General features: G+C 71.1%; 18 protein-coding genes. 3 read left to right on the top strand and 15 right to left on the bottom strand.

The window, feature by feature from the left end:
- Positions 1 to 493: 493 nt before the first annotated feature.
- A complete protein-coding gene (gene tyrS, locus BM342_RS18045) occupies positions 494 to 1,795 on the bottom strand; it encodes a tyrosine--tRNA ligase (RefSeq protein WP_092968551.1) in 1,302 nt (433 codons plus the stop codon).
- A 155-nt stretch (positions 1,796 to 1,950) separates the two neighbouring features.
- On the opposite strand from tyrS, the gene BM342_RS18040 reads away from it, so the two are divergent.
- A complete protein-coding gene (locus tag BM342_RS18040) occupies positions 1,951 to 2,625 on the top strand; it encodes a hypothetical protein (RefSeq protein ID WP_092968550.1) in 675 nt (224 codons plus the stop codon).
- Positions 2,626 to 2,704: 79 nt separating this feature from the next.
- Positions 2,705 to 3,310 carry a hypothetical protein gene (locus BM342_RS20230; RefSeq protein WP_255368914.1) on the top strand — a complete coding sequence of 202 codons (606 nt, stop codon included), beginning with the start codon at positions 2,705 to 2,707 and terminating at the stop codon, positions 3,308 to 3,310.
- A gap of 24 nt (positions 3,311 to 3,334) precedes the next feature.
- Here BM342_RS20230 and BM342_RS18030 read toward each other — a convergent pair whose 3' ends face one another.
- The 12 genes from BM342_RS18030 to BM342_RS17975 all read right to left on the bottom strand — a co-directional run bounded on the left by BM342_RS18030 (position 3,335) and on the right by BM342_RS17975 (position 18,197).
- Complete coding sequence (locus BM342_RS18030) at positions 3,335 to 3,937, bottom strand: DNA-3-methyladenine glycosylase (protein ID WP_092968881.1); 603 nt, start codon at positions 3,935 to 3,937, stop codon at positions 3,335 to 3,337.
- A gap of 97 nt (positions 3,938 to 4,034) precedes the next feature.
- Complete coding sequence (gene argH, locus BM342_RS18025) at positions 4,035 to 5,498, bottom strand: argininosuccinate lyase (protein ID WP_092968549.1); 1,464 nt, start codon at positions 5,496 to 5,498, stop codon at positions 4,035 to 4,037.
- Positions 5,495 to 6,493 (bottom strand): ornithine carbamoyltransferase, encoded by a 999-nt coding sequence (gene argF / locus BM342_RS18020; protein ID WP_092968548.1) that lies wholly within the window; start codon positions 6,491 to 6,493, stop codon positions 5,495 to 5,497. The genes argH and argF overlap by 4 nt, the downstream gene beginning before the upstream one ends.
- Positions 6,494 to 6,542: 49 nt before the next feature.
- Positions 6,543 to 7,772, bottom strand: coding sequence for an acetylornithine transaminase (locus BM342_RS18015; RefSeq protein ID WP_092968547.1), 1,230 nt, complete (start codon positions 7,770 to 7,772; stop codon positions 6,543 to 6,545).
- Positions 7,769 to 8,680: an acetylglutamate kinase gene (argB, locus tag BM342_RS18010; RefSeq protein ID WP_092968546.1), complete on the bottom strand. Its 912-nt coding sequence runs from the start codon at positions 8,678 to 8,680 to the stop codon at positions 7,769 to 7,771. The genes BM342_RS18015 and argB overlap by 4 nt, the downstream gene beginning before the upstream one ends.
- 2 nt (positions 8,681 to 8,682) lie before the next feature.
- Complete coding sequence (gene argJ / locus BM342_RS18005; protein ID WP_092968545.1) at positions 8,683 to 9,834, bottom strand: bifunctional glutamate N-acetyltransferase/amino-acid acetyltransferase ArgJ; 1,152 nt, start codon at positions 9,832 to 9,834, stop codon at positions 8,683 to 8,685.
- Positions 9,831 to 10,874, bottom strand: coding sequence for an N-acetyl-gamma-glutamyl-phosphate reductase (gene argC / locus BM342_RS18000; RefSeq protein WP_092968544.1), 1,044 nt, complete (start codon positions 10,872 to 10,874; stop codon positions 9,831 to 9,833). The genes argJ and argC overlap by 4 nt, the downstream gene beginning before the upstream one ends.
- 284 nt (positions 10,875 to 11,158) lie before the next feature.
- Positions 11,159 to 12,826 carry a dipeptide ABC transporter ATP-binding protein gene (locus BM342_RS17995; protein WP_092968543.1) on the bottom strand — a complete coding sequence of 556 codons (1,668 nt, stop codon included), beginning with the start codon at positions 12,824 to 12,826 and terminating at the stop codon, positions 11,159 to 11,161.
- The gene (locus BM342_RS17990) at positions 12,823 to 13,761 is read right to left on the bottom strand and encodes an ABC transporter permease (RefSeq protein WP_092968542.1); all 939 of its coding nucleotides are present in this window, start codon (positions 13,759 to 13,761) and stop codon (positions 12,823 to 12,825) included. The genes BM342_RS17995 and BM342_RS17990 overlap by 4 nt, the downstream gene beginning before the upstream one ends.
- Positions 13,758 to 14,795 (bottom strand): ABC transporter permease, encoded by a 1,038-nt coding sequence (locus BM342_RS17985; protein ID WP_369823195.1) that lies wholly within the window; start codon positions 14,793 to 14,795, stop codon positions 13,758 to 13,760. The genes BM342_RS17990 and BM342_RS17985 overlap by 4 nt, the downstream gene beginning before the upstream one ends.
- A complete protein-coding gene (locus BM342_RS17980; protein ID WP_092968540.1) occupies positions 14,782 to 16,428 on the bottom strand; it encodes an ABC transporter substrate-binding protein in 1,647 nt (548 codons plus the stop codon). The genes BM342_RS17985 and BM342_RS17980 overlap by 14 nt, the downstream gene beginning before the upstream one ends.
- Positions 16,429 to 16,439: 11 nt before the next feature.
- Positions 16,440 to 18,197, bottom strand: a complete 1,758-nt coding sequence (locus BM342_RS17975) for an amidohydrolase (protein WP_255368913.1) — start codon at positions 18,195 to 18,197, stop codon at positions 16,440 to 16,442.
- Positions 18,198 to 18,385: 188 nt separating this feature from the next.
- Between BM342_RS17975 and BM342_RS17970 the strand changes: the two genes are divergently transcribed.
- Positions 18,386 to 19,114, top strand: a complete 729-nt coding sequence (locus BM342_RS17970) for a TetR/AcrR family transcriptional regulator (RefSeq protein WP_177232249.1) — start codon at positions 18,386 to 18,388, stop codon at positions 19,112 to 19,114.
- A gap of 39 nt (positions 19,115 to 19,153) precedes the next feature.
- Here BM342_RS17970 and BM342_RS17965 read toward each other — a convergent pair whose 3' ends face one another.
- A complete protein-coding gene (locus BM342_RS17965) occupies positions 19,154 to 19,558 on the bottom strand; it encodes a DUF1801 domain-containing protein (protein WP_092968534.1) in 405 nt (134 codons plus the stop codon).
- Positions 19,559 to 19,623: 65 nt separating this feature from the next.
- A complete protein-coding gene (gene pheT / locus BM342_RS17960; protein WP_092968532.1) occupies positions 19,624 to 22,149 on the bottom strand; it encodes a phenylalanine--tRNA ligase subunit beta in 2,526 nt (841 codons plus the stop codon).
- Between the last annotated feature and the right edge of the window lie 3 nt (positions 22,150 to 22,152).

Below are 22,152 nucleotides of genomic sequence, written 5' to 3'. Positions count from 1 at the left end.
ACGCTGTTGAGTTCTCAAGAACCAGACGCCACAAAACCAGACACCCACAACCCGTGGACCTGCAATTCAGGGCAACCTGCCAACCATACCACCACACGAAGCTGGGCGAACCTGCGGATGCAGATCCGAACAACCTGTGGATTCACGAACCAGATCGAGACCTGATCGCGAAAGGTGGAGGGAATCACACTCTAGACTTGAAATCACCGAGTCGCAATCGCGCCTACGAGGTTATTTGGCTAGAGCATCAACCCGACCGCCGACCCGAACCTCTCAGTCCGACTCAGCCGACGTGGCGACAGATAGAAACTTACCCTCGGGTTCGGCGCACAGACAAATCCTCGATGCATCCCGGGCGTGTCGCACGCCACGATTGGATCGAATTCCCTGATCAACACGAGATCTGCCTCAACGCGAAACGGCCCCGCTCCACCGCCGAGGCGGGAGAGCGGGGCCGATGCCGATTGCGGACTCCGAGTGCGGAGACCCTCGGCTATTCGACGAAGACGCCGGCGAGCGTGCGCTTGCCGCGGCGGAGCACCGCCATGCCACCTCGGGGAACACGCCCTTCGATGGTCGCGGCCTCATCGTCGATGCGAACGTTGTCGAGCGAGACACCGCCCTGGGCGATCGCGCGGCGACCCTCGCTCACCGACTTGACCAGCCCGGTGTCGAAGAGCAGTTGCGCTACCTGTACGTCAGGCGCGGTCGTGGTGTTCGGCAGCTCGCGGAGCGCGGATTCGAGCGTCGCGTCATCGAGTGCCGACAGGTCGCCCTGTCCGAAGAGCGCCTCGGATGCCGCGATGACGGCTGCCGTGGCATCCGCCCCGTGCACCAGGGTGGTGACCTCGTTCGCGAGCGTGCGCTGCGCCTCGCGCCGGAACGGCTCGCTCTCGACGAGCGCCTCGAGCTGTTCGATGCGCTCTCGACCGAGGAAGGTGAACACCTTCAGCCGGCCGATGACGTCGGCGTCGTCGGTGTTGAGCCAGAACTGGTAGAAGCGGTACGGGCTGCACATCTCGGCGTCGAGCCAGATGGCGTTGCCCTCGCTCTTGCCGAACTTCGTGCCGTCGGAGTTGGTGATGAGCGGCGTGCCGATCGCGTGGGCGCTCCGACCCTCGACCCGGTGGATCAGGTCGGTGCCGCTCGTGAGGTTGCCCCACTGGTCGCTGCCGCCGGTCTGCAGCACGCAGCCGTACTGGCGGTGGAGCTCGAGGTAGTCGAAGCCCTGCAGGATCTGGTAGCTGAACTCGGTGTAGCTGATGCCGGCGTCAGAGTTCAGGCGCGACGCGACCGCGTCTTTCTTCAGCATCGTGCCGACGCGGTAGTGCTTGCCGATCTCGCGCAGGAAGTCGATGGCGCTGAGATCTGCGGTCCAGTCGAGGTTGTTCACCAGGCGCACGGCGTTCTCGCCCTCGGCCGAGAGGAAGCGGCTCACCTGCGCCTGCAGGCGGCCGACCCACTCGACCACGGTCTCCTTCGTGTTGAGCGTGCGCTCGGCGGTGGGGCGCGGATCGCCGATGAGGCCGGTCGATCCGCCCACCAGCCCGAGGGGCTTGTGCCCTGCGAGCTGCAGTCGGCGCATGGTGAGCAACTGCACGAGGTTGCCGAGGTGCAGGCTCGGAGCGGTGGGGTCGAAACCGCAGTAATACGTGATCGGATCGCCGGCGAGGAGTGCTTTCAGGGCGGCTTCGTCGGTGGAGACGTGCACGAGGCCGCGCCAGCGGAGCTCCTCCCAGACGTCGTCGAATGCGGCGTCGTTGTGCTGGGATGCGAGGATCACGGGGTCTGACACTCCGCAAGGCTATCAGCGGAGGTCGGTGCGGAAGGCGCTCCTGCAACGCGGGGACCGATCGCATCGATACACTTACGAACATTGATCATGCTCAATCAAGTCTGTAGACTTATGCACGAGAGAACAACCTTGAGACCTTGATCGAGGGAGGCACGATGTTCGTGATCACGGCAGACCAGGTGGCGAGCCGGCGAGACGACGACCGGGCGGGCGACCTCATCGCCTCGCTCGAGCGCTCCCACGGCGGGGCGCTCCTGCTTCCGGCAGACCAGACCGCGGGCGACGAGATCCAGCTGGTCACCGCATCGGCCCGGGCCGCGCTCTCGATCGTGCTCGACGCGACGCGCGACGGCCGATGGAGCGTCGGCCTCGGCCTCGGCGACGTGCGGACTCCCCTGCCCGACGCCGCGCGCAAGGCAACGGGCACCGCGTTCATCGCCGCGCGCGAGGCCGTGCAGGCGGCGAAGCGCGCCGACGGACGGTTCGCGCTGCGCGCGGCATCCGCTCTCCCTACGTCGACGCCGATCGGGCCCGACGCCGAGCGGGCCACGGACACCGCCGGCACGATCGACGCGGCCGGTGTCGAAGCGCTCGTGCGGCTGCTCGTGCTGCTTCGGGAACGCCGCAGCGAACCCGGCTGGGAGGTCGTCGACCTCGCGCGGACCGGACGCCTGCAGAAGGACGTCGCGCGTGAGCTCGGCATCAGTCCGGCTGCCGTGAGCGCTCGCCTGAAGGCGGCCATGTGGCGTGCGGAGTCCGAAGCGCTCGCCCCCCTCGAACGACTGCTCGCCGAGCTCGACGCCGTCGTCGGCTCCGACATCACACGCTGAACCGCCACGGCCCGTGTGTCGGCCACTCTCGCTACGCTGTTCGCAACCGCTCCGTGGACCCCTACGCCGAAGGAACCCCGTGTTCGATCCCACCGCCGTCACGAACGCCATCGCCTCGACGATCCTGTTCCTCGCGCTCGCCGGCGCTGCCGGGTTCTCGATCCTCGCGCATCTGCGGTTCCGAGCCGTCTTCGTGTGGGTCGCCGCAGGCGCGCTCCTCATCGCCATCCTCTGTGCCTCGGCCCTGACCGAGCCCGCGCCCGGCGGCTTCGCGCCGCTCGCGACCGCGCTCGCCTTCACGGCCGCGGTCTTCGGCGGAAGCCCCGCCGCCGCGACGGCCCTCAACCTTGCCATGGGCACGAGCGTCTCGCCCGGCCTGCACGGCGGCATCATCGTCAGCGAGAAGGCCACGACCGCCGAGGAGCGACAGGGCCTCGTGGCAGCGCCCAAGCGCGAGGTGCTGCGCGGTGGCCTCGTGATCGGCTTCCTCGAGCGCATCGCGGCAGCGGGCTCGATCATCGCCGGGTTCCCCGAGGGCCTCGCGATCGTCGTCGCGGTCAAGGGCGTCGGCCGATTCACCGAGCTCGAGGCGCCCGAGGCCCGCGAGCGATTCATCATCGGCACCCTCGCGAGCCTCATCTGGGCCTGCGCCGCGGCGCTGGTCGTGCAGATCGCGGTGCACTAGCCGCTCGCGGACCGGGCTGCGCCTTCAGTCGTGCGACTTCGCGTGCCGACGATACGGCGAGACGCCCGGATCGCCAGGCAGCCAGAAGCGCCACGGGTACGCCGCTCCCCCGCCTGCACCGCTGACGCCCGTGCGAGGTCCGGCCTCGTACGCCTGCGGTCGATCCCGGACCTCGATCTCGAACGGCGGTGCGAGCAGGTCGGCGCCCGTCGCCGCGAGCGGCACGCCGAGCGCGACTGCGAGCCGAGCGGGCCCGCGTGCGAGATCCCGGTCGGATGCCGCGCCGCGCCGTCGACGTGCGAGCTCGAGCCCCTCGACCACCGTGCCGCCGCGCAGCAGCACCGCCGACGCCTGCTCCTCGACGCCCGCGACCACGTTCAGGCAGGTGTGCATGCCGTACGTGAAGTACGCGTAGAGATGCGCGGGTGCGCCGAACATCACCGTCGTGCGTGCGGTCATTCCGCGATGGGCATGCGAGCCCGGGTCCTCACCGACGCCGCGATACGCCTCGACCTCGGACAGCCGCACCGCGACGCGGCCCTCGTCGGACTCGTAGGCGAGCACGGCGCCGAGCAGCAACGGGGCGAGCTCGACCGAGTCGCGCGCGAAGAACGCGCGGTCGGGCACGCTCAGGGCGTCGGACGCCGCGCCGGAGAGCGGGCCGACCTCGGCGGCGGCCGGCCGCGGCATCCGCTCGCTCATCGCCGCATCAGCCGCAGACCGCTCAGCGATCGCCGTCGGGAAGCCCGGCGACGAGATGGCGCACGCGCTCGGCGAGCTTCGCGAACTGATCGGCGACGCGCACCGGCGCCGTGCCGCTCACCCCGTCACGGCTCGCGACCGAGCCCTCGATCGTGAGGACCTCGCGGACGTCGGGCGTGAGTCTGGCATCGATCGCGGCGAGGGCCGCGTCGTCGATCTCGTCGAGCTCGAGCGAGGACTCCTCGGCATAGCGCACCAGCGCACCGGTGATCTCGTGCGCGTCGCGGAACGGCACATGGCGCTTGACGAGCCACTCGGCGACGTCGGTCGCCAGCGAGAATCCGGCAGGTGCGAGCTCGGCCATGCGCTCGGTGTGGAACGTGAGCGTCGCGACCATGCCCGTGAACGCCGGCAGCAGCACCTCGAGCGTCTCGACCGAGTCGAAGACGGGCTCCTTGTCTTCTTGGAGGTCGCGGTTGTAGGCGAGCGGCAGCGCCTTGAGGGTCGCGAGCAGGCCCGTGAGGTTGCCGATGAGCCGACCCGACTTGCCGCGCGCGAGCTCGGCGATGTCGGGGTTCTTCTTCTGGGGCATGATCGACGAGCCGGTCGAGTAGCCGTCGTGGAGCGTGACGAACCCGAACTCGCGCGTGTTCCAGAGGATGATCTCCTCGGCGATGCGGGACAGGTCGATGCCGATCATCGCGGAGACGAAGGCGAACTCGGCGACGACGTCGCGGCTCGCGGTGCCGTCGATCGAGTTCTCGGACGGGCTCGCAAGACCGAGGTCGCGGGCGACGGATGCCGCGTCGAGGCCCAGGGTCGACCCGGCGAGCGCACCGCCGCCGTAGGGCGAGACATCCGCTCGCTTGGTCCAGTCGACCAGTCGCTCGAGGTCGCGCGAGAGCGCCCAGCCGTGGGCGAGCAGGTGGTGCGCGAGGAGCACCGGCTGCGCGTGCTGCAGGTGCGTGCGGCCCGGCATGATCGCCGTGCGGTGGGCATCGGCCTGCGCGGAGAGCGCGTCGATGAGGTGCACGAGCTGACGCCCGATGACCGCGACGTGGTCTTTCAGGTACAGGCGGACGAGGGTGGCGATCTGGTCGTTGCGGCTGCGCCCCGCGCGGAGCTTGCCGCCGAGCTCGGGGCCGACGATGCCGATGAGCGCGGCCTCGAGCGCGCCGTGCACGTCTTCGTCGGACTCGGCCGCGACGATGTCGCCGTTCGCGACGCGTGCCTCGAGCGTGTCGAGGCCCGCGAGCATCGTGTCGAGCTCGGTCGCATCGAGGTAGCCCGCCGCCGAGAGCGCCCGGGCATGGGCGCGCGAACCGGCGATGTCGTAGGGCGCGAGCTGCCAGTCGAAGTGCGTCGACTTCGACAGGGCCTGCAGTTCTGGCGACGGGCCGCTCGCGAAGCGCGCGCCCCAGAGCGAGCCCTCGTTCGTGCCGTGCGGGCCCAGAGCCTCGGGGGTGCCGGTCGTGTCGGCGGTCATCGTGCGTCCTCCTGGGTCTCTTCGGTCCGGTCGCTCTCGCCGGCTTCGGCCGCGCTCGCCTGCGCGTCGGTCGAGTTCTGCGCGAGGAGCCAGACGAGCAGCGCCTTCTGCGCGTGCAGGCGGTTCTCGGCCTCGTCCCACACGACCGACTGCGGTCCGTCGATGACGGACGCCTCGACCTCGTAGCCGCGGTAGGCGGGCAGGCAGTGCAGGAAGATCGCGTCCTCGGATGCCTCGGCCATGAGCGCGTCGTCGACGCCGTATCCGGCGAACTCGGCGATGCGCTCGACCTTCTCGTCCTCTTGGCCCATGGAGATCCAGGTGTCGGTCACGACGACATCGGCTTCGGAGACGGCCTCGTGCGGATTCGTCGTGACGAGCACGGAACCGCCGCCGGCGGCCGCGATGCGCCGCGCGTCCTCGACGATGTCGGGGCGCGGCGGGTATCCGGCCGGCGAACCGATGCGCACGTGCATGCCGGCCGTCGCACCGGCGAGCAGGTACGAGTGCGCCATGTTGTTCGCCCCGTCGCCGACGTACGCGAGCGAGCGCCCGGCGAGTTCGCCGAACTTCTCCTTGACGGTGAGCAGGTCGGCGAGCAGCTGGCAGGGGTGGAAGTCGTCGGAGAGCGCGTTGACGACCGGCACCGTCGTGCCCTCGGCCATCTCCTCGAGGCCGGCCTGCGCGAAGGTGCGCCAGACGATCGCGGCGACCATGCGCTCGAGCACGCGGGCGGTGTCGGCGACCGACTCCTTGCCGCCGAGCTGACTGTCGCTCGACGAGATGATGAGCGGCGCGCCGCCCAGGTCGGTGATGCCGACCGAGAACGAGATGCGCGTGCGCGTCGAGGTCTTGTCGAAGAAGACGGCGACCGTGCGGGGGCCCTCGAGCGGGCGCTCGGCGAACCGGTCGGCCTTCAGCCGTAGGGCCAGGTCGAGCACCTCGGCCTGTTCGGCGGGAGAGAGATCGTCGTCGCGGAGGAAATGGCGGGTCATTCGATGGTTTCCGTTCGGTGGGTCGGCGAGGCCGACGCGTCGGTTCGGTTCAGGATGTCGCGTGCTCGACGTCGGCGAGCGCCGCGGCGAATCGCTCGGCGAAGGCGTCGATCTCGGCGTCGCCGATGATGAGCGGCGGTGCGAGTCGGATGGTCACGTCGTTGGCGGCGTTCACGATGAGGCCGTGCGCGAGGGCGGCGTCGACGACCTTGCCCGCGACAGGTTCGGTGAGCCCGACGCCGATGAGGAGCCCGCGGCCGCGCGTCGCGGCGACGAGCGGGGACCCGATGGCCGCGATGCGCTCGCGCACCTGCGGACCGCGACGGGCGGCGTTGCCGACGAGGTCGGCGCGTTCGATCTCGCCGAGCACCGCGTTCGCGACCGCGGTCGCGAGCGGGTTGCCGCCGAACGTCGAGCCGTGCTGGCCCTTCGAGTAGAGGTCGGATGCCGCGCCGAACGTCACGAGCCCGCCGATCGGGATGCCCCCGCCGATGCCCTTCGCGACGGTGATGGCGTCGGGCGTGATGCCCGCGTGTTGGAAGCCGAACCAGGCGCCCGTGCGCCCGGCCCCGGTCTGGATCTCGTCGACGATGAGCAGCGCGCCGTGCCGGCGGGTGAGCTCGCGCGCCGCCTCGAGGTAGCCCTCGGGCAGTTCGACGACCCCGGCCTCGCCCTGGATGGGCTCGACGATCAGCGCGGCGACGGCATCGTCGATCGAAGCCTCGAGCGCCTCGATCGTCGCCGGGACGTGCTCGACCCCTCCGGCGAGCGGTTCGAACGCCTCGCGCATGTGCGGCTTGCCCGTGAGGGCGAGCGAACCCATCGTGCGGCCGTGGAACGCGTCGACGAGCGCGAGCACCCGTGTGCGGGCGCCGCCGGAGTTGTTGAGGCGCGCGAGCTTGAAGGCGGCCTCGTTGGCCTCGGCACCCGAGTTGCCGAACCAGGCACGTCCGTTGTCGCCCGCCCCCGCGAGTCGCGTGATGCGCTCGGCGAGTTCGAGTGCCGGCTCGGTCGTGAAGTAATTCGACACGTGCGCGAGGGTCGCAGCCTGACGACTGACGGCCTCGACGAACGCGGGGTGGGCGTGCCCGAGGGAGTTCACCGCGATGCCGGCGAGGAAGTCGAGGTACTCGGTGCCCTCGTCGTCCCACACGTAGGCGCCCTCGCCGTGGTCGAGCTTGCGGAGCGGCATGCCGATCGAACGCATGATGCGCCGGTCGAACCGCTGCTGCCAGTCGTCTGCGCTCACGTCGCTCGACTGCTGCACGTCGTCGCTCATGCGGCCACCACCTCGGTGCCGATGCCGGCGGGCGTGAAGATCTCGAGGAGGATCGAGTGCGGCACGCGACCGTCGATGATCGCGGCCTTCGAGACGCCGCCCTCGACGGCCTCGAGGCACGCCGTCATCTTCGGGATCATGCCCGACTCGAGGCTCGGAAGCAGTTCGGCGAGCTCGGCCGAGTCGATCTGGGAGACGAGCGAGTCGCGGTTCGGCCAGTCGTGGTAGAGGCCTGCGACATCCGTCAGCACGACGAGCTTCGCTGCGCCGAGCGCGACCGCGAGTGCCGCCGCGGCGGAATCGGCGTTCACGTTGAGCGATTGCCCCGGGTGGTCGGCATCGGGCGCGATCGAGGAGACCACGGGGATGCGGCCCGCCTCGAGCTGCGCGATGACCGCCGCCGGGTCGACCTCGACGACATCGCCGACCTGGCCGAGATCGAGTTCTTCGCCGTCGACGACCACACCCCGGCGACGGCCGCGGAACAGCCCCGCGTCTTCGCCGGAGAGGCCGATCGCAAGCGGCCCGTGCTCGTTCACGAGCGAGACCAGCTCGCGATTCACCTGGCCCGAGAGCACCATGCGGACCACGTCCATCGCCTCGGGCGTCGTGACCCGGTAGCCGCCGCGGAACTCGCTCTCGATGCCGAGCCGCTCGAGCATCGACGAGATCTGCGGGCCGCCCCCGTGCACGACGACGGGCTTGATGCCGGCGTAGCGGAGGTAGACCATGTCCTCGGCGAACGCCCGTTGCAGTTCGGGGCTGACCATCGCGTTGCCGCCGAACTTCACGACCACGGTCTCGCCGTGGAATCGCTTCAGCCAGGGCAGTGCGTCGATGAGCACGTGGGCCTTCGCGGAGGCCGAGGACTCGGCGTCGACGGTGTCGGTTTCTGCGCGCGTCTGCATGCTCAGCTCGCGTACGCGCTGTTCTCGTGCACGTAGTCGTGCGTGAGATCGTTCGTCAGGATCGTGGCGGATGCCTCGCCCGCATGCAGCTCGATGAGCACGTGCGTGGACCGGGGCGTCAGGTCGACGTCATCGCGCGGTGCGTCGGGGCGCCCGGCGTGGCACACGCGGACCCCGTTCATCGACACGTCGACGAGGTACGGGTCGAACGGCGCCTGCGTGGTGCCGATCGCGGCGAGCACCCTGCCCCAGTTCGGGTCGTTGCCGAAGATCGCCGCCTTGAAGAGGTTGTTGCGGGCGACCGAGCGACCGACCTCGACCGCGTCGTCTTCGGTCACGGCACCGCGGACCTCGATGGCGATGTCGTGGCTCGCGCCCTCGGCGTCGGCCTGGAGCTGCTCGGCGAGCGAGCGGCAGGCGTCGGTGACCGCGGCACGGAACGCCACGGCATCCGGAACGACGCCCGACGTCCCCGACGCGAGCAGCGTGACCTGGTCGTTCGTCGACATGCAGCCGTCTGAGTCGAGCCGGTCGAACGTGACCCGCGTGGCCTCGCGCAGCGCCGCGTCGAGCTCGGCGCTCGGCAGGTCGGCGTCGGTCGTGAGCACGACGAGCATGGTCGCGAGCCCGGGTGCGAGCATGCCCGCACCCTTGGCGATGCCGCCGACGCGCCATCCGTCGCCCTCGATGACGACGGTCTTGGGCTTCGTGTCGGTCGTCATGATCGCGCGCGCCGCGTCGTCGCCGCCGTCGACGGCCAGTCGCGCCGCCGCGGAGAGCACGCCCTCTTCGAGCACCTCGCCGTCGAGCTGGTCGCCGATGAGCCCGGTCGAGCAGACGAGCACGTCTCCTGCGGCGACGCCCAGGGCGGAGGCCGCGGCCTCGGCCGTGCGGTGCGTGACCTGGAACCCCTCGGGGCCCGTGAAGCAGTTCGCGCCGCCCGAGTTCAGCACGATGGCCGACACGACGCCGTCGAGGATGACCTGCTGCGACCAGAGGATCGGGTTCGCCTTCGCGCGGTTCGAGGTGAACACCGCGGCCGCGGCTGCGGACGGCCCGCGGTTGACGATGAGCGCGAGGTCGAGGGCGCCGGAGCGCTTGATGCCGGCGGCGATGCCCGCGGCCTCGAAGCCTGCGGGGGCGGTGACGGTCACGGGGCGACTCCGTTCATGGGAAGGCCGGTGTACTCGGCGAGGCCGAGGGCGATGTTCGCGGACTGGATGGCGGCACCCGCGGTGCCCTTGACGAGATTGTCGACCGCGGCCACGACGACCACGCGGCCCGCGGCCTCGTCGATCGCGAGCCCGATGAGCGCCGTGTTTGCGCCCACGACATCGGACGTGCGCGGGAACGAGCCCTCGGGCAGCAGCTGCACGAAGCGCTCGCCCGCATAGGCGTCCTCCCACGCGGCACGCACCGCCGCGGCATCCGTTCCTGGCACGATGCGGGCCGTCGACGTCGCGAGGATGCCGCGGCTCATCGGCACCAGCACGGGCGTGAACGAGATGGTCGGATCGGCAGCGCCGGCCCAGCGCAGCGCCTGCTGGATCTCGGGGATGTGCCGGTGGCCGCCGCCGACCGCGTAGGGGTTCGCCGAGCCGAGCAGTTCGGACGCGAGCAGGTTCACCTTGGGGCTCTTGCCCGCGCCCGACGGCCCGACCGCGAGCACCGACACGAGGTCGCGATCTTCGATGACTCCTGCACGGATGCCGGGGGCGAGCGAGAGGGCCACGGTCGACGCGTTGCAGCCGGGCGCTGCGATGCGGCGAGCGCCCGTGAGGCGTTCACGCTGCGTGCCCGACAGGCGCGGCAGCTCGGGGACCCCGTAGCTCCAGGCGCCGTGGTGCTCGCCGCCGTAGAAGGCGGCCCAGTCGGCGCTCGACTCGAGCCGGTGGTCGGCGCCGCAGTCGACGACGAGCGTGTCGGGCGAGAGTTCGGCGGCGACCGCGCCAGACGTGCCGTGCGGCAGCGCCAGGAACACGAGGTCGTGCCCGCCGAGCGTCGCTGCGCTCGTCTCCTTCAACGTCAGGTGCGTGTACGAGCGCAGGTGCGGCTGCACAGACACGAGGGACTGGCCGGCGTTCGAGTGCGCCGTGACGGTGCGGACCTCGAACTCGGGATGATCTGCGAGCAACCGGAGGAGCTCGCCTCCGGCATAGCCGGACGCGCCGGAGACGGCGACGGAGTACGTCATGGAATCCACCTTAAGGTCTGAACGAGCGGGGCGATGTTCCGGCGACGCCCCGCGTCAGGCCTCAGGCCTCCGCAGGGGTCGCCGACATTCGGCGCTCGCCACGACGCCGGTTGCGCACGACCTCGGCACGCGCGACGCGTGCGATGAGGGCGAACCGGGTGGTGGACATGGGTCGACCATAGCCGCGGCGCGGCGCCGGTCGCAAACCCGCGTCGTCACGATGACGCGTGGAGTGCGATCGGCGCCGCGCTCCCGGCGCGCGGTGCGCCGGCGGCCCGAGCCGACTACGCGTGCTCGGCCACGGGGCGGGGCACCGAGTCGAGGAGCAGCTGCGTGTACGGATGCTTCGGGGCATCGAGCAGCTCGGCAGTGTCGCCCTGCTCGACGATCTCGCCGCGCCGCATGACGAGCGTGCGCTCGCAGACCCGTCGCACGACCGCGAGGTCGTGGCTGATGAACAGCACCGTGAGGCCACGCTCTCGCCGGATGCGGGCGACGAGGTCGAGCACCTGCGCCTGCACCGACACGTCGAGCGCGCTCGTCGCCTCGTCCATGACGAGCACGTCGGGCTCGATCGCGAGGGCGCGGGCGATCGCGACGCGCTGGCGCTGCCCGCCCGAGAGCATGCGCGGTCGTGCATCGGCGTGGGCCGCACCGAGTCCGACCTGTTCGAGCAGGTCGATCGCGCGCGTGCGCGCCTCGGCGGCGCTGCATCCCGTGTGCAGGCGCAGGGCGTCGCCGATCGCGCGTCCGGCGGTCAACCGCGGGTCGAGCGACAGGTACGGGTCCTGGAAGACCATCTGCACGCTGCGCGCGTGCGCGAGCCGCGCGGCGCGGCCGCGCGGGATGGCCGTGCGGTCGCGGCCGGCGATGCGCAGCGCACCGCCGTCGCTCGGCTCGAGGCCGACGATCATTCGCGCCAGCGTCGACTTGCCCGACCCCGACTCGCCCACGATCGCGAGCGACTCGCCGGCGACCAGAGCGAAGGATGCCTCGGCGACCGCGACGACGGGCGGCTTGCCCCGCCGGTGGTAGGTCTTCGAGAGGCCGTCCGCGACGAGCAGCGGGGCCGCCGCGGCATCCGTCGTCTCGGTGTCGGTCGACGGCGGGGCCGCCTGCGGCGTCACGGCGAGCGCGGGCTCCACGACGAGCGCGTGCTCCGATGCCTCGGCCGCGGTGGGCGCGATCGTCGGCGTCGCCGCCACGAGCCGCCGCGTGTAGTCCGCCTGAGGTGCGGTGAACACCTGCACGGCGGACCCCTGCTCCACGATTCGCCCGGCGTTCATCACGACCACACGATCGCAGAGGGACGCTGCGAGGTTGAGATCGTGCGTGATGAAGAGCATGCCCATGCCGCGGCGTTCGCGTTGCTCGACGAGGACCCGGATGATCTCGGCCTGCGTGGTGACATCCAGTGCCGTCGTCGGCTCGTCGCAGACGAGCAGCTTCGGCGAGCTCGTGAGCGCGCCGGCGATCATCACGCGCTGCAGCATGCCGCCCGAGAACTCGTGCGGATACTGCTTCAGGTGCTCTTCGGGCCGCGGCAGGCGCACGGCCTCGAGGAGTTCGAGCGCGCGCTGCTCCGCGGCACCCGCCGACAGGCCGTCGCACAGTCGGAGGGTCTCGGTCATGTGGTCGCCGATCGTGCGCATCGGATTGATGCCGGCGCGCGGGTCCTGGAAGATCATCGCCGCCGCGTGCCGTCGCAGGTCGAGCACCTCGCGCGCGCTCGCGCCGACGAGGTCGCGGCCATCGAGCTCGACCCGCCCGCCGAGACGCGACTGCGAGGGCGTGAGGCCCAGCACCGTACGAGCGGTGAGCGACTTGCCCGAGCCGGACTCGCCGACCAGGCCGAGGGTCTCCCCGGGAGCGACGCCGAGCGAGATGCCGTCCAGCAGGCGCCGGCCGTCGGCCAGGTCGAGTGTCAGATCCTCGATGGTGAGCAGGCTCATGCCGGCACCCCTCCTCCGATGCGGTCGGAGAGCTCTTCCCCGACGATGTTGACGGCGACGACCGCGACGACGACCGCGACCGCGGGCACCAGTGCGGGCAGGAACGCCCCGCCGATGATGCCGGCCTGTGCCTCGTTGATCATCGCGCCCCAGTCGGGCGTCGGCGGCTGTACGCCGAGACCGAGGAACGACAGGCCCGCGAGCTCGGCGAGCACGTACCCGAAGTTCAGGGTCGACTGGGCGCCCACGATCGGCATGACGTTCGGCAGCACCCGGCGCAGTGCGATGAACGCCCCGCCGAAGCCCGCGACCCGGTAGGCGGCGATGTACGGACGGGTGCGCTCGCCCTTCACGAGCGCCCTCGTGAGCCGCGCGACGAACGGCGCGTAGGCGATGCTCATGGCGATCACCGGGGCGACGAGGCCCTTGCCGAACAGCGCGACCGCGAGGATCGCGAGCAGCAGCGACGGGAACGCGAAGAGCACGTCGAACACGCGGCCGAGCACGGAGTCGATCCAGCCGCCGCGCCACCCGGCGAGCAGGCCGAGCAGCATGCCGATGACCGTGGAGCCGATCACGACGAGCAGCGGGCCGAGGAGGGCCGTGCGCGCGCCGTAGATCAGGCGGCTGAGCAGATCGCGTCCGAGCCCGTCGGTGCCGAGCCAGTGCGCGGCGCTCGGGCCGGCATTGACGGCGGTGAAGTCGATCGCGTCAGGCGGGTACGGGGCGATGAGCGGTGCGAAGATCGCGGCGAGCGTCATGATCGCGAGCACCGCGAGCGCGGCGATGAATGTGCGGCTGCCGAAGCGGCGGCGGGGCAGGCGCTGGGCCTTGACCGCGGTCGTGGGAGTCCGGCCCGCGCGGGCGGGGCGGCCCTGTCGACCGGGGTCGATCTGCGGCGAGCGCGCGGGGGAAGTGGCTGGTGCGGGGATCATCGTGCTGCGGCTCCGGCTGCTGATCGGGGGTCGATCACGGGTTCGAGGATGTCGATGATCGCGTTGACCACGACGAAGGCGGTGACGACGAGCATCACGATGGCCTGCACGACCGGGAAGTCGAGACGGTCGACGGACGCCACGAGCAGCGAGCCGATGCCCGACAGGCCGAATGCGGCCTCTACGATGGTCGACGCGACGAGCAGGCCGGCCACGAGCACGCCGCTCACGGTGAGGATCGGGCCGAGCGCGTTGCGGAACACGTGCCGACGAATCACGGTTCCGCGCCGGAGGCCACGGCTCGTGGCGACCTCGACGTGCTCGCGCCCGAGCTGGTCGACCATCGACGACCGGGTGACCTTGCCGACGAGCACGACGAACACGATCGCCAGGGCGATCGACGGGAGCACCAGGTGGTAGACCATGTCGCCGAGGCCCTCGCCCGATCCGAAGGTGGGGAACCAGCCGAGCTGCACGGCGAACACCGAGATGAGCAGGATCGAGCCCACGAACGACGGGATGGCGCTGAGCACCGTCAGGCCGATGAGCGTGACGCGGTCGAGCACCCTACCCTTGTTCAGCGCCGCGACGATCCCCGCCGAGAGGCCGATGACGGCGATGAGGATACCGGCCATGACGACGAGCAGGAGCGTGACGGGAAGGCGCTCGCCGATCACGGTCGAGACGTCCTGCCGGTACTGCAGCGAGCGGCCGAAGTCGCCGTGCAGTGCGCCCGCGACCCAGTTCAGGTACTGCTGCCAGGGCGGCAGGTCGAGACCGTACTGCGCGGTCACCTGCGCGATGGCCTCCGCACTCGGCTTGCGGCCCCGGAGCAGGAATCGCACGGGGTCGCCCGGCACGAGGAACCGGGAGAAGAACACGAGCAGCGAAGCCAGGAACAGGGTCAGCAGGAGGCCGCCGAGCTTGCCGGCGACCCCGCGCAGGGCGGCGGCCGAGAATCGGCCGCCACCCCTGGGGCCCGCGGTGGTCGCCTCACGGGCGACGACCGCGACGGTGGAACTATCGAGCGCCAATTTCAGCCGCCCACGGGTAGTACAGGAACGCGATCGAGGGTGAGACGCCCGTGATGCGCTCGCCCTGGTACGCGGTCATCGGGGTCGTGTAGAGCGGCAGCCACGGCAGTTCTTCGTTCGCGATGTGCTGGAGCTCGACGACCTTCTCGGCGCGCTCCTCGGGGTCGGCCGTGCCGACCGCCTCGGTCGCGAGCGCGTCGAAGTCCGCATTCGACCAGTTCCCGTAGTTGCTGAACTCGCCGGTGCGGAGGATCGCGTACATCTCGAGGGGGTCGGGGCTCGAGAGGTACCACGTCGTGAGGTAGAGGTCGATCCCCTCGCGTGCACTGGGGTCGGAGAACAGCGCCGTGTACGCGTTGGGCGTGATGGTCTGGATCTCGGCCTCGAGCCCGATCGACTGCGCTGCGGCGACGGTCGCCTGCGAGACGACGGCGAACTCGTTCGTGATGGGCGCGGTCGCGATGACGATCTTCTCTCCGGTGGCGCCGGCCTCCTCGACGAGCTTCTTGGCCGCTTCGACATCGTGGGGGTACTCCTCGAGGTCGCTGAACGCGGCCTCGCGGGTCGCGTCGGAAGCGCCGCCCCAGACCGACTCGGTCGTGAGCGCATTCGACACCTCGCCGTAGCCCTTCGCGCCGGCCTCGAGGATGCCCTGGCGGTCGAGCGCCATGAGCAGCGCCTTGCGCACGCGGACGTCGCCCAACGGGCCGTCGAGGTTCGACACCACGAGGTCGTTCACGGCGGTCGTGAGGCCGAACGAGACCTCGCCCGCCGTCTGCTGGAGCTGCGGGATGCCGTCGACCGGGAGCATCCAGCTGCCGTCGACGTCACCGGACTTCATGGCGTTCACTCGCGCGGTCGGGTCGTTCATGAAGACGAACTTCACCTCGCCCGACTTCGCGCGGAGCGAGTCGTCCCAGTAGTCGTCGTAGCGGGTGAGGGTGATGGACTCGCCCGACTCCCACGACGTGAGCTCGAACGGACCCGTGCAGTTGACGAGGCCCGTCGAGTTGCCGTAGTCGGCACCCGCGGCCGCGAGCGTCGCCGCCGACTCGACCACGCCGGCCGATCCGCCCATGCCCTGGTTGAACTGGCTGTCGGGGATGGCCGTGGTCACGGTCACCTCGCGGTCGCCGGTCTGCTCGATCGAGACCACATTCTGGTACACCGAGTACCAGAACGAGCCGACGGCGGGGTCGAGGTGGCGCTGCATCGACGCGACGACGTCGGCTGCCGTGAGCGGGGTGCCGTCATGGAAGGTCACTCCGTCGCGGATCTCGTAGACCCACGTCGTCGGCGTCGGCTGCGAGAACGACTCGGCGAGCCCCGGGGAGAGCGAGTAGTCGGGGTTCAGCCGCAGCAGCGACTCGCACACGTTCGCGAGCACCTGATTGTCGGCGTAGTCGAACGCGTACGCGTAGTCGAGCGAGTACGGCTCTGCGTAGCTCGCCCACGTGAACGAGTCGATGTCGCCCGACGGTGCGGTCGTCTGCGTCGTGAGCTCGAAGTCGGGTGCGACGCTCTTCGTCGCGGGCTCGGCCGTGCAGGCGGTGAGCACGAGCGCGCCGGCCGCGAGGCCCGCGACGAGCAGCGCGCCGCGGCTGCGACCGCGACGGGATCGGAAGATGGGCATGTCTGTACTCCTCAGGTTGCGGGGGCGGCGGCCGGTTCGGCCTGGTCGGAGGGTGCTGGTGGAACGGGCGGTGCGGATGATGCGGATCGGTCACCCGGTTCGACGGCGGCGTCGCGCAGGTAGACGCGATCGCCCTCGATCCAGGTCGAGGACACCGCGGCGCGGTGCAGCTCGGCGTCGGCGAGCGTGAACGGGTCGGGCTCGATCACGACGAGGTTGGCCAGGTATCCCTCGCGCACATGACCGGTGTCGTGGTCGCGGTGGTTCACGTAGGCGCTCCCCGACGTGTAGGCGGCCAGTGCCGTGGCGAGGTCGAGGCGCTGGTGCGCTCCCCCGAGCGGCGGGACGTCGGCCCCGGCACCCGGCGCCACCCGCGTCACCGCGATGTGGATCGCGGCGAGCGGGTCGGCCGACGAGACCGGCCAGTCGCTGCCGGCGGCGAGCCTGGCGCCGTCGCGCACGAGGTCGCCGAACGGGTACTGGCGCGCCTCCGCGCCCGCTTCGAGGAACGGCAGCGTGAGCTCGTCGAGCTGCTCCTCGTGCGCGGCCCAGAGCGCCTGCAGGTTCGCGACGGCGTCGAGCTCCGCGAAGCGCGGAGTCTCGGCCTCGGCGACGACCTGCAGGTGGGCGAGGTGGTGGCGCCCGTCGGTTCGTCCGTTCGCGGCGCGCGCCGACTCGACGGCGTCGAGCGCCTCGCGCACGGCACGGTCGCCGAGCGCGTGGAAATGCACCTGCATGCCCTCGGCGTCGAGCGCCGTGACGGCCTCGCGGAGCGCCTCGGGGTCGACGAACGACAGGCCGCTGTTGCCGGTGGCGTGCCCGTGGGCGTCGCGGTAGGGCGCGAGCATCGCAGCGGTCTGGTTCTCGGCGACGCCGTCGACCATGATCTTCACGGTGCCGAGGTCGAGGCGCGATGCAGGCGCGACGGCGGCGATCGCCGCACGACGGCCCAGCATCACCTCGACCTGCTCGAGCCCGGCGGAGCGCTCCCACCACTGGGCGCCGACGACGTGCACCAGCAGGCGGCCCTCGTCGACCGCACGCAGGTAGGCGGACGTGGGGTCCGGCGTGCCCGACATCGTGCCGGCGACGAGAGCGTCCTGCCATCCGGTGATGCCGAGCGAGAGCAGCAGTTCCTGCGCACGGAGGAGGCCGCGGTAGGTGAGGTCGTCGGTCGTCTCGGGTCGGACCGCTGCGAAAAGATCGCCCGCCCCCTCGTGGAAGGTGCCGGCCGGGAAGCCGTCGGCTTCGCGCTCGATGCGTCCGTCGGCGGGATCCGGCGTCGTCGCCGAGATGCCCGCGAGCGCGATCGCCGCGGTGTTCGCCCATGCGCTGTGGTGGTCGCGGCTCATGAGCAGCACCGGCCGGTCGGGCACGACGGCGTCGAGCAGGCCGCGCGCCGGCGCTCCCCCCGGGAAGTCCGACATCGACCAGCCGCCGCCGAGCACCCAGGCCTCGTCGGGGTTGGCGGTCGCATAGGCGAGCACGCGCCGGACGGCGTCCGCTGCATCCGTCGCCTCGCTGAGGTCGCACTGCAGCAGTTCGACGCCGCCGCCGACGGGGTGGATGTGGGCGTCCTGGAAACCGGGGGCGAGCATCGCCCCGCCGAGGTCGATGACGCGGGTGTCCGTCCCGATCAGGGCGTCGGCTTCGCCCTCGGGGACGATCGCCGCGATGCGATCGCCGGTGACACCGACGGCGTGGTCGTGCAGGGGCGAGCCGGCTCCGGTGAAGACCGACCCTCCAGTGAAGAGGATGTCGACAGCCACATCCGCCTCCGTTCTCGTGAGTGATGTGGTGGCGACAGTACGGCGCGGCCGTCGCGCTGTCAACAGTGTTGACATCACTGTTGTCCGAGTTGTTATGCTCGGATCACGCCGCACCCGCACCGCGTCCGACCGCTCGGACGGCGCATGGCAGGATGGTGCAGACCTCGTCGAGCAGGAAGGCAGGCGCGATGACGACCACGACCGGATCAGCGCGATCCCGTGCTCCTCGTGCGACCGGCAAGGTACGCCTCGATCGCGAGACGATCGTGGCCGCCGGGCTCGAACTCGCCGCCGGAAACGGCACCACCGCCATCTCGGTGCGCGACCTCGGCAGCCGGCTCGGCGCCGATCCGACCGCGATCTACAGGCACTTCCGCAACAAGGAGCAGCTCATGCAGGCGCTGCTCGACGAGCTGAACGCGCGCGCCGTCGCGGCGGTCGTCGCCGAGCCCGCCGACTGGCAGGAACGCCTGCGACAGCTCGCGAGTGCGACCCTGTCGGCCTTCGCCGACCACCCGGCCATCGGTGTCGAGGCTGTCGTCCTCACCACCCATGGCCCCGGCGAGCTCGACGCGGTCGAGCTCATGCTCGACGCCTTCGCCCGTGCCGGACTGGCCGACGACGAGATCGTGCACCACTACGCCCTCATGGCCTCGCACGTGCTCTCGACAGCTGCCGGAATCGCCCGCAGTCGCGGCGGGCGCCTCACCCCCGACGACGCCCCGCGCCCCTGGTTCGACGGGCCGATCCTGGCCGACCCGCGCACGCATCCCCGCATCGCCGCGCTCTGGCTGCAGATCTCCGAGCTCGAGGACGACGAGCTGTTCATGCTCGGGGTCGAGTCGATCATCTCCTCGGCCGAGCAGACGGCCGCGTCTGCGAAGACGGCTGTGGCCGGCGCCGACGGCGAGGCCTGACCGATCCGAGCGTGCGCGTGCGCGGGCGGGTGTCGCGGCTCAGCCTCGCGCGTGGATCCACGACCGGTCGATGAGCGAGACGAGCACATCGAGATCGATGTTCGAGAGCCGACCGACCCAGATGCAGTCGACGCCCAGCTTGACCTTGCCGAGGCGCTCGACGAGCTCCTCACCGCCGGGCAGCTGCAGGCCGTAGAGCGAGACGTTCGCCTTGCGCGGCGAGAAGCCGACGATCGGCCAGTCGCCCTCGCGACCCGAGGCATACGTGTAGTGCTGCAGCCCGTAGCCCACGATAGACGGGCCCCACATGACCGCGTCGGTGTCGGTCACCCGGTCGAACAGCTCGCGAAGCACGAGTCCGTCTTCGCGTCGCCCGGCTGGTTCGACGGCGTCGAGGAACTCGGCGACGGATGCCCCGGTCGGCCCGGTCTTCGTCTCGGCCATGGCTCAGGGTATCGCCGGGCCGGGGCATCCGTCAGCCCCGACCCGGCGATCCCTCGAAACGGCCGCTAGTCGCGGATGGCGGCGCCGGTGCGCTCGCCCGCGAGCGCCGCGCCGGCGAGCTTGGCCTCGCTCGCCTCGGCCGCGGTGAGCGTGCGATCTGCCGCCCGGAACCGCAGTGCGAACGTGAGGCTCTTCGAACCCTCCGGCACGCCCTGGCTGCGGTAGTCGTCGACCAGGTGCAGCGCCTCGAGCAGTTCGCCCGCGCCCTCGACGACGGATGCCGCGACGACCGCCGCCGGCACGTCGGCGCCGACCACGAGCGAGAGGTCCTGCGTCGCCGCAGGGAACGTGCCGATCGCGTGCGCCTCGGGCTGCACGATCGCGTGCTCGATGACGGCGTCGAGGTCGAGCTCGAGCACCGCGACGACGCGCGGCAGGTCGGCTTCCTCGGCGATCGCGGGCAGCAGTTCGCCCGCGAAGCCGACCGCCGCACCCGCGACGCGCAGCTCGGCGGTGCGGCCAGGGTGCAGCGCGTGGTGCGAACCCTGCACGACCTCGATCTCGGCGCCGACCGCGAGGCCGATGCGACGGACCGCGTCGAGCGCGTCGACGATGCCCGCGGCGACGGCGACCTGCCCGGGCTGCTTCGTGATGGACTCCCCCACGAACAGCGCGGCGACGTGACGGGGCTGCGGCGGGATGCCCGCGTTCAGCTCGGCCAACGCCTCGTCGCTCGGAAGCTCGGCGCCGACGGGCAGCTCGCGAGTGCCGTAGTCGCGGCCGGCCACGGGCAGGAACACGAGACCCTGCTCGAAGAGTCCGAGATCGACGAGGCCGCGCGAGCGGTTGCGCTTGGCCGCACCGATGAGGCCGGGCAGCAGCGACCGGCGCAGCAGCGCGTTCGTCGTGTCGAGGGCGTTCGCGAGCTTCACGGATGCCACGGGCGACCCGTCGGCACTGCCGTACAGTGCGTTGTCGGCCTCGTTCGCGAACGGGAACGAGAGCACCTCGGTCGCTCCCCCGACGGCCAGCGCGTCGGAGACGCGGCGGCGGATGCGCTGCGACCGCGTGAGCCCTCGTCCGGGAGGCGCGACGGGCAGCACCGACGGGATGCGCTCGTAGCCGCCCAGGCGGGCCACCTCTTCGACGAGCTCCTCGGGGCCGGTCAGGTCGGGGCGCCACGCGGGCGGCACGACCGAGAAGCCGCCCTCGACGCGCGTGATCGTGCCGCCGATCTCGGCGAGTGCGTCGTGCACCTCGTCGTCGGAGGAGGAGATGCCCGTGACCCGCTCGACGTAGCCGTCGGGCAGCAGGATGGCGGCCCGCTCGGGCACCGTCTGGATGATCGAACCGCCGTCGTCGGCCGTGCCGCCGGCGAGGTCGACCATGAGCTGTGCGACCCGCGCGACCGCGACCGGACCGATGGTGGGGTCGACGCCGCGCTCGTAGCGCTTGGCCGCCTCGCTCGGCAGCTTGTGCCGACGGGCGCTGCGGGCGATCGAGACCGGGTCCCAGTGCGCGGCCTCGATGAGCACGTTCGTCGTGGTGTCGCCCATCTCGGTCTCGGCGCCGCCCATGACGCCCGCGAGGCCGATGGGCCCGCGGTCGTCGGTGACGACGATGTCCTCGGCGTGCAGCGTGCGCGCCTTGCCGTCGAGGGTCGTGAAGGGCTCGCCCGCCGTCGCGCGACGCACGACGATGCCGCCGCGCAGCGCGTCGAGGTCGTAGCCGTGGATCGGCTGGCCGAGCTCGAGCATGACGTAGTTCGTGATGTCGACGAGCAACGAGAGTGAGCGGATGCCGGCGAGCTTCAGTCGTGCGATCATCCACGCGGGCGTCGGACGGGAGGGGTCGACGCCGCGGACGATGCGGGTCGCGAACGCCTGGGACGCGATGTTGCCGCGGATCGGGGCCTGGTCGTCGATGACGACGGGGAACCCGCCGGCCGCGGCATCCGTCGCCTCCGTCTGGTGCACGGGGTCGCGGAAGACCGCACCCGTCGCGTGCGCGTACTCGCGGGCCACGCCGCGGATCGAGAACGCGTAGCCGCGGTCGGGCGTGACGTTCAGCTCGACCGCGGTGTCGTCGAGGCCGAGGAGCTTGATCGCATCGGTGCCGACGGGCGCGTCGATGCCGAGCGTCGACAGGCGCAGGATGCCGTCGTGGTCCTCTCCGAGGCCGAGCTCGCGCGCCGAGGCGATCATGCCGTCGGAGACGTGGCCGTAGGTCTTGCGCGCCGCGATCGGGAACGGGCCGGGCAGCACCGCACCGGGCAGCGTCACCACGACCTTGTCGCCCACGAAGAAGTTGCGGGCACCGCACACGATGCCGTGCACGGCCTCGCCGCCGTCTGCCGCGGTCTCGCCGTCGGGCGCGACGCGCACCTGGCACCAGCGGATCGTCTTGCCGTTCGACTGCGGCTCCTCGACGAACTCGAGCACCTCACCGACGACGATGGGGCCGACGAGGTCGAACGTGTGCACGTCCTCCTCTTCGAGGCCGACCTCGACGAGGGCGGCGTGCACCTGCTCGGGTGTCGTCCCGGGGACGAGCTCGACGTACTCGGCGAGCCAACTCAGCGGCACTCGCATGTC

Origin of the sequence: Agromyces sp. CF514 (assembly GCF_900113185.1) — a bacterium.
Lineage (GTDB): Bacteria > Actinomycetota > Actinomycetes > Actinomycetales > Microbacteriaceae > Agromyces.
Note: the sequence above shows the minus strand (reverse complement) of the source record. Positions and strands in the feature narration are given on the sequence as shown.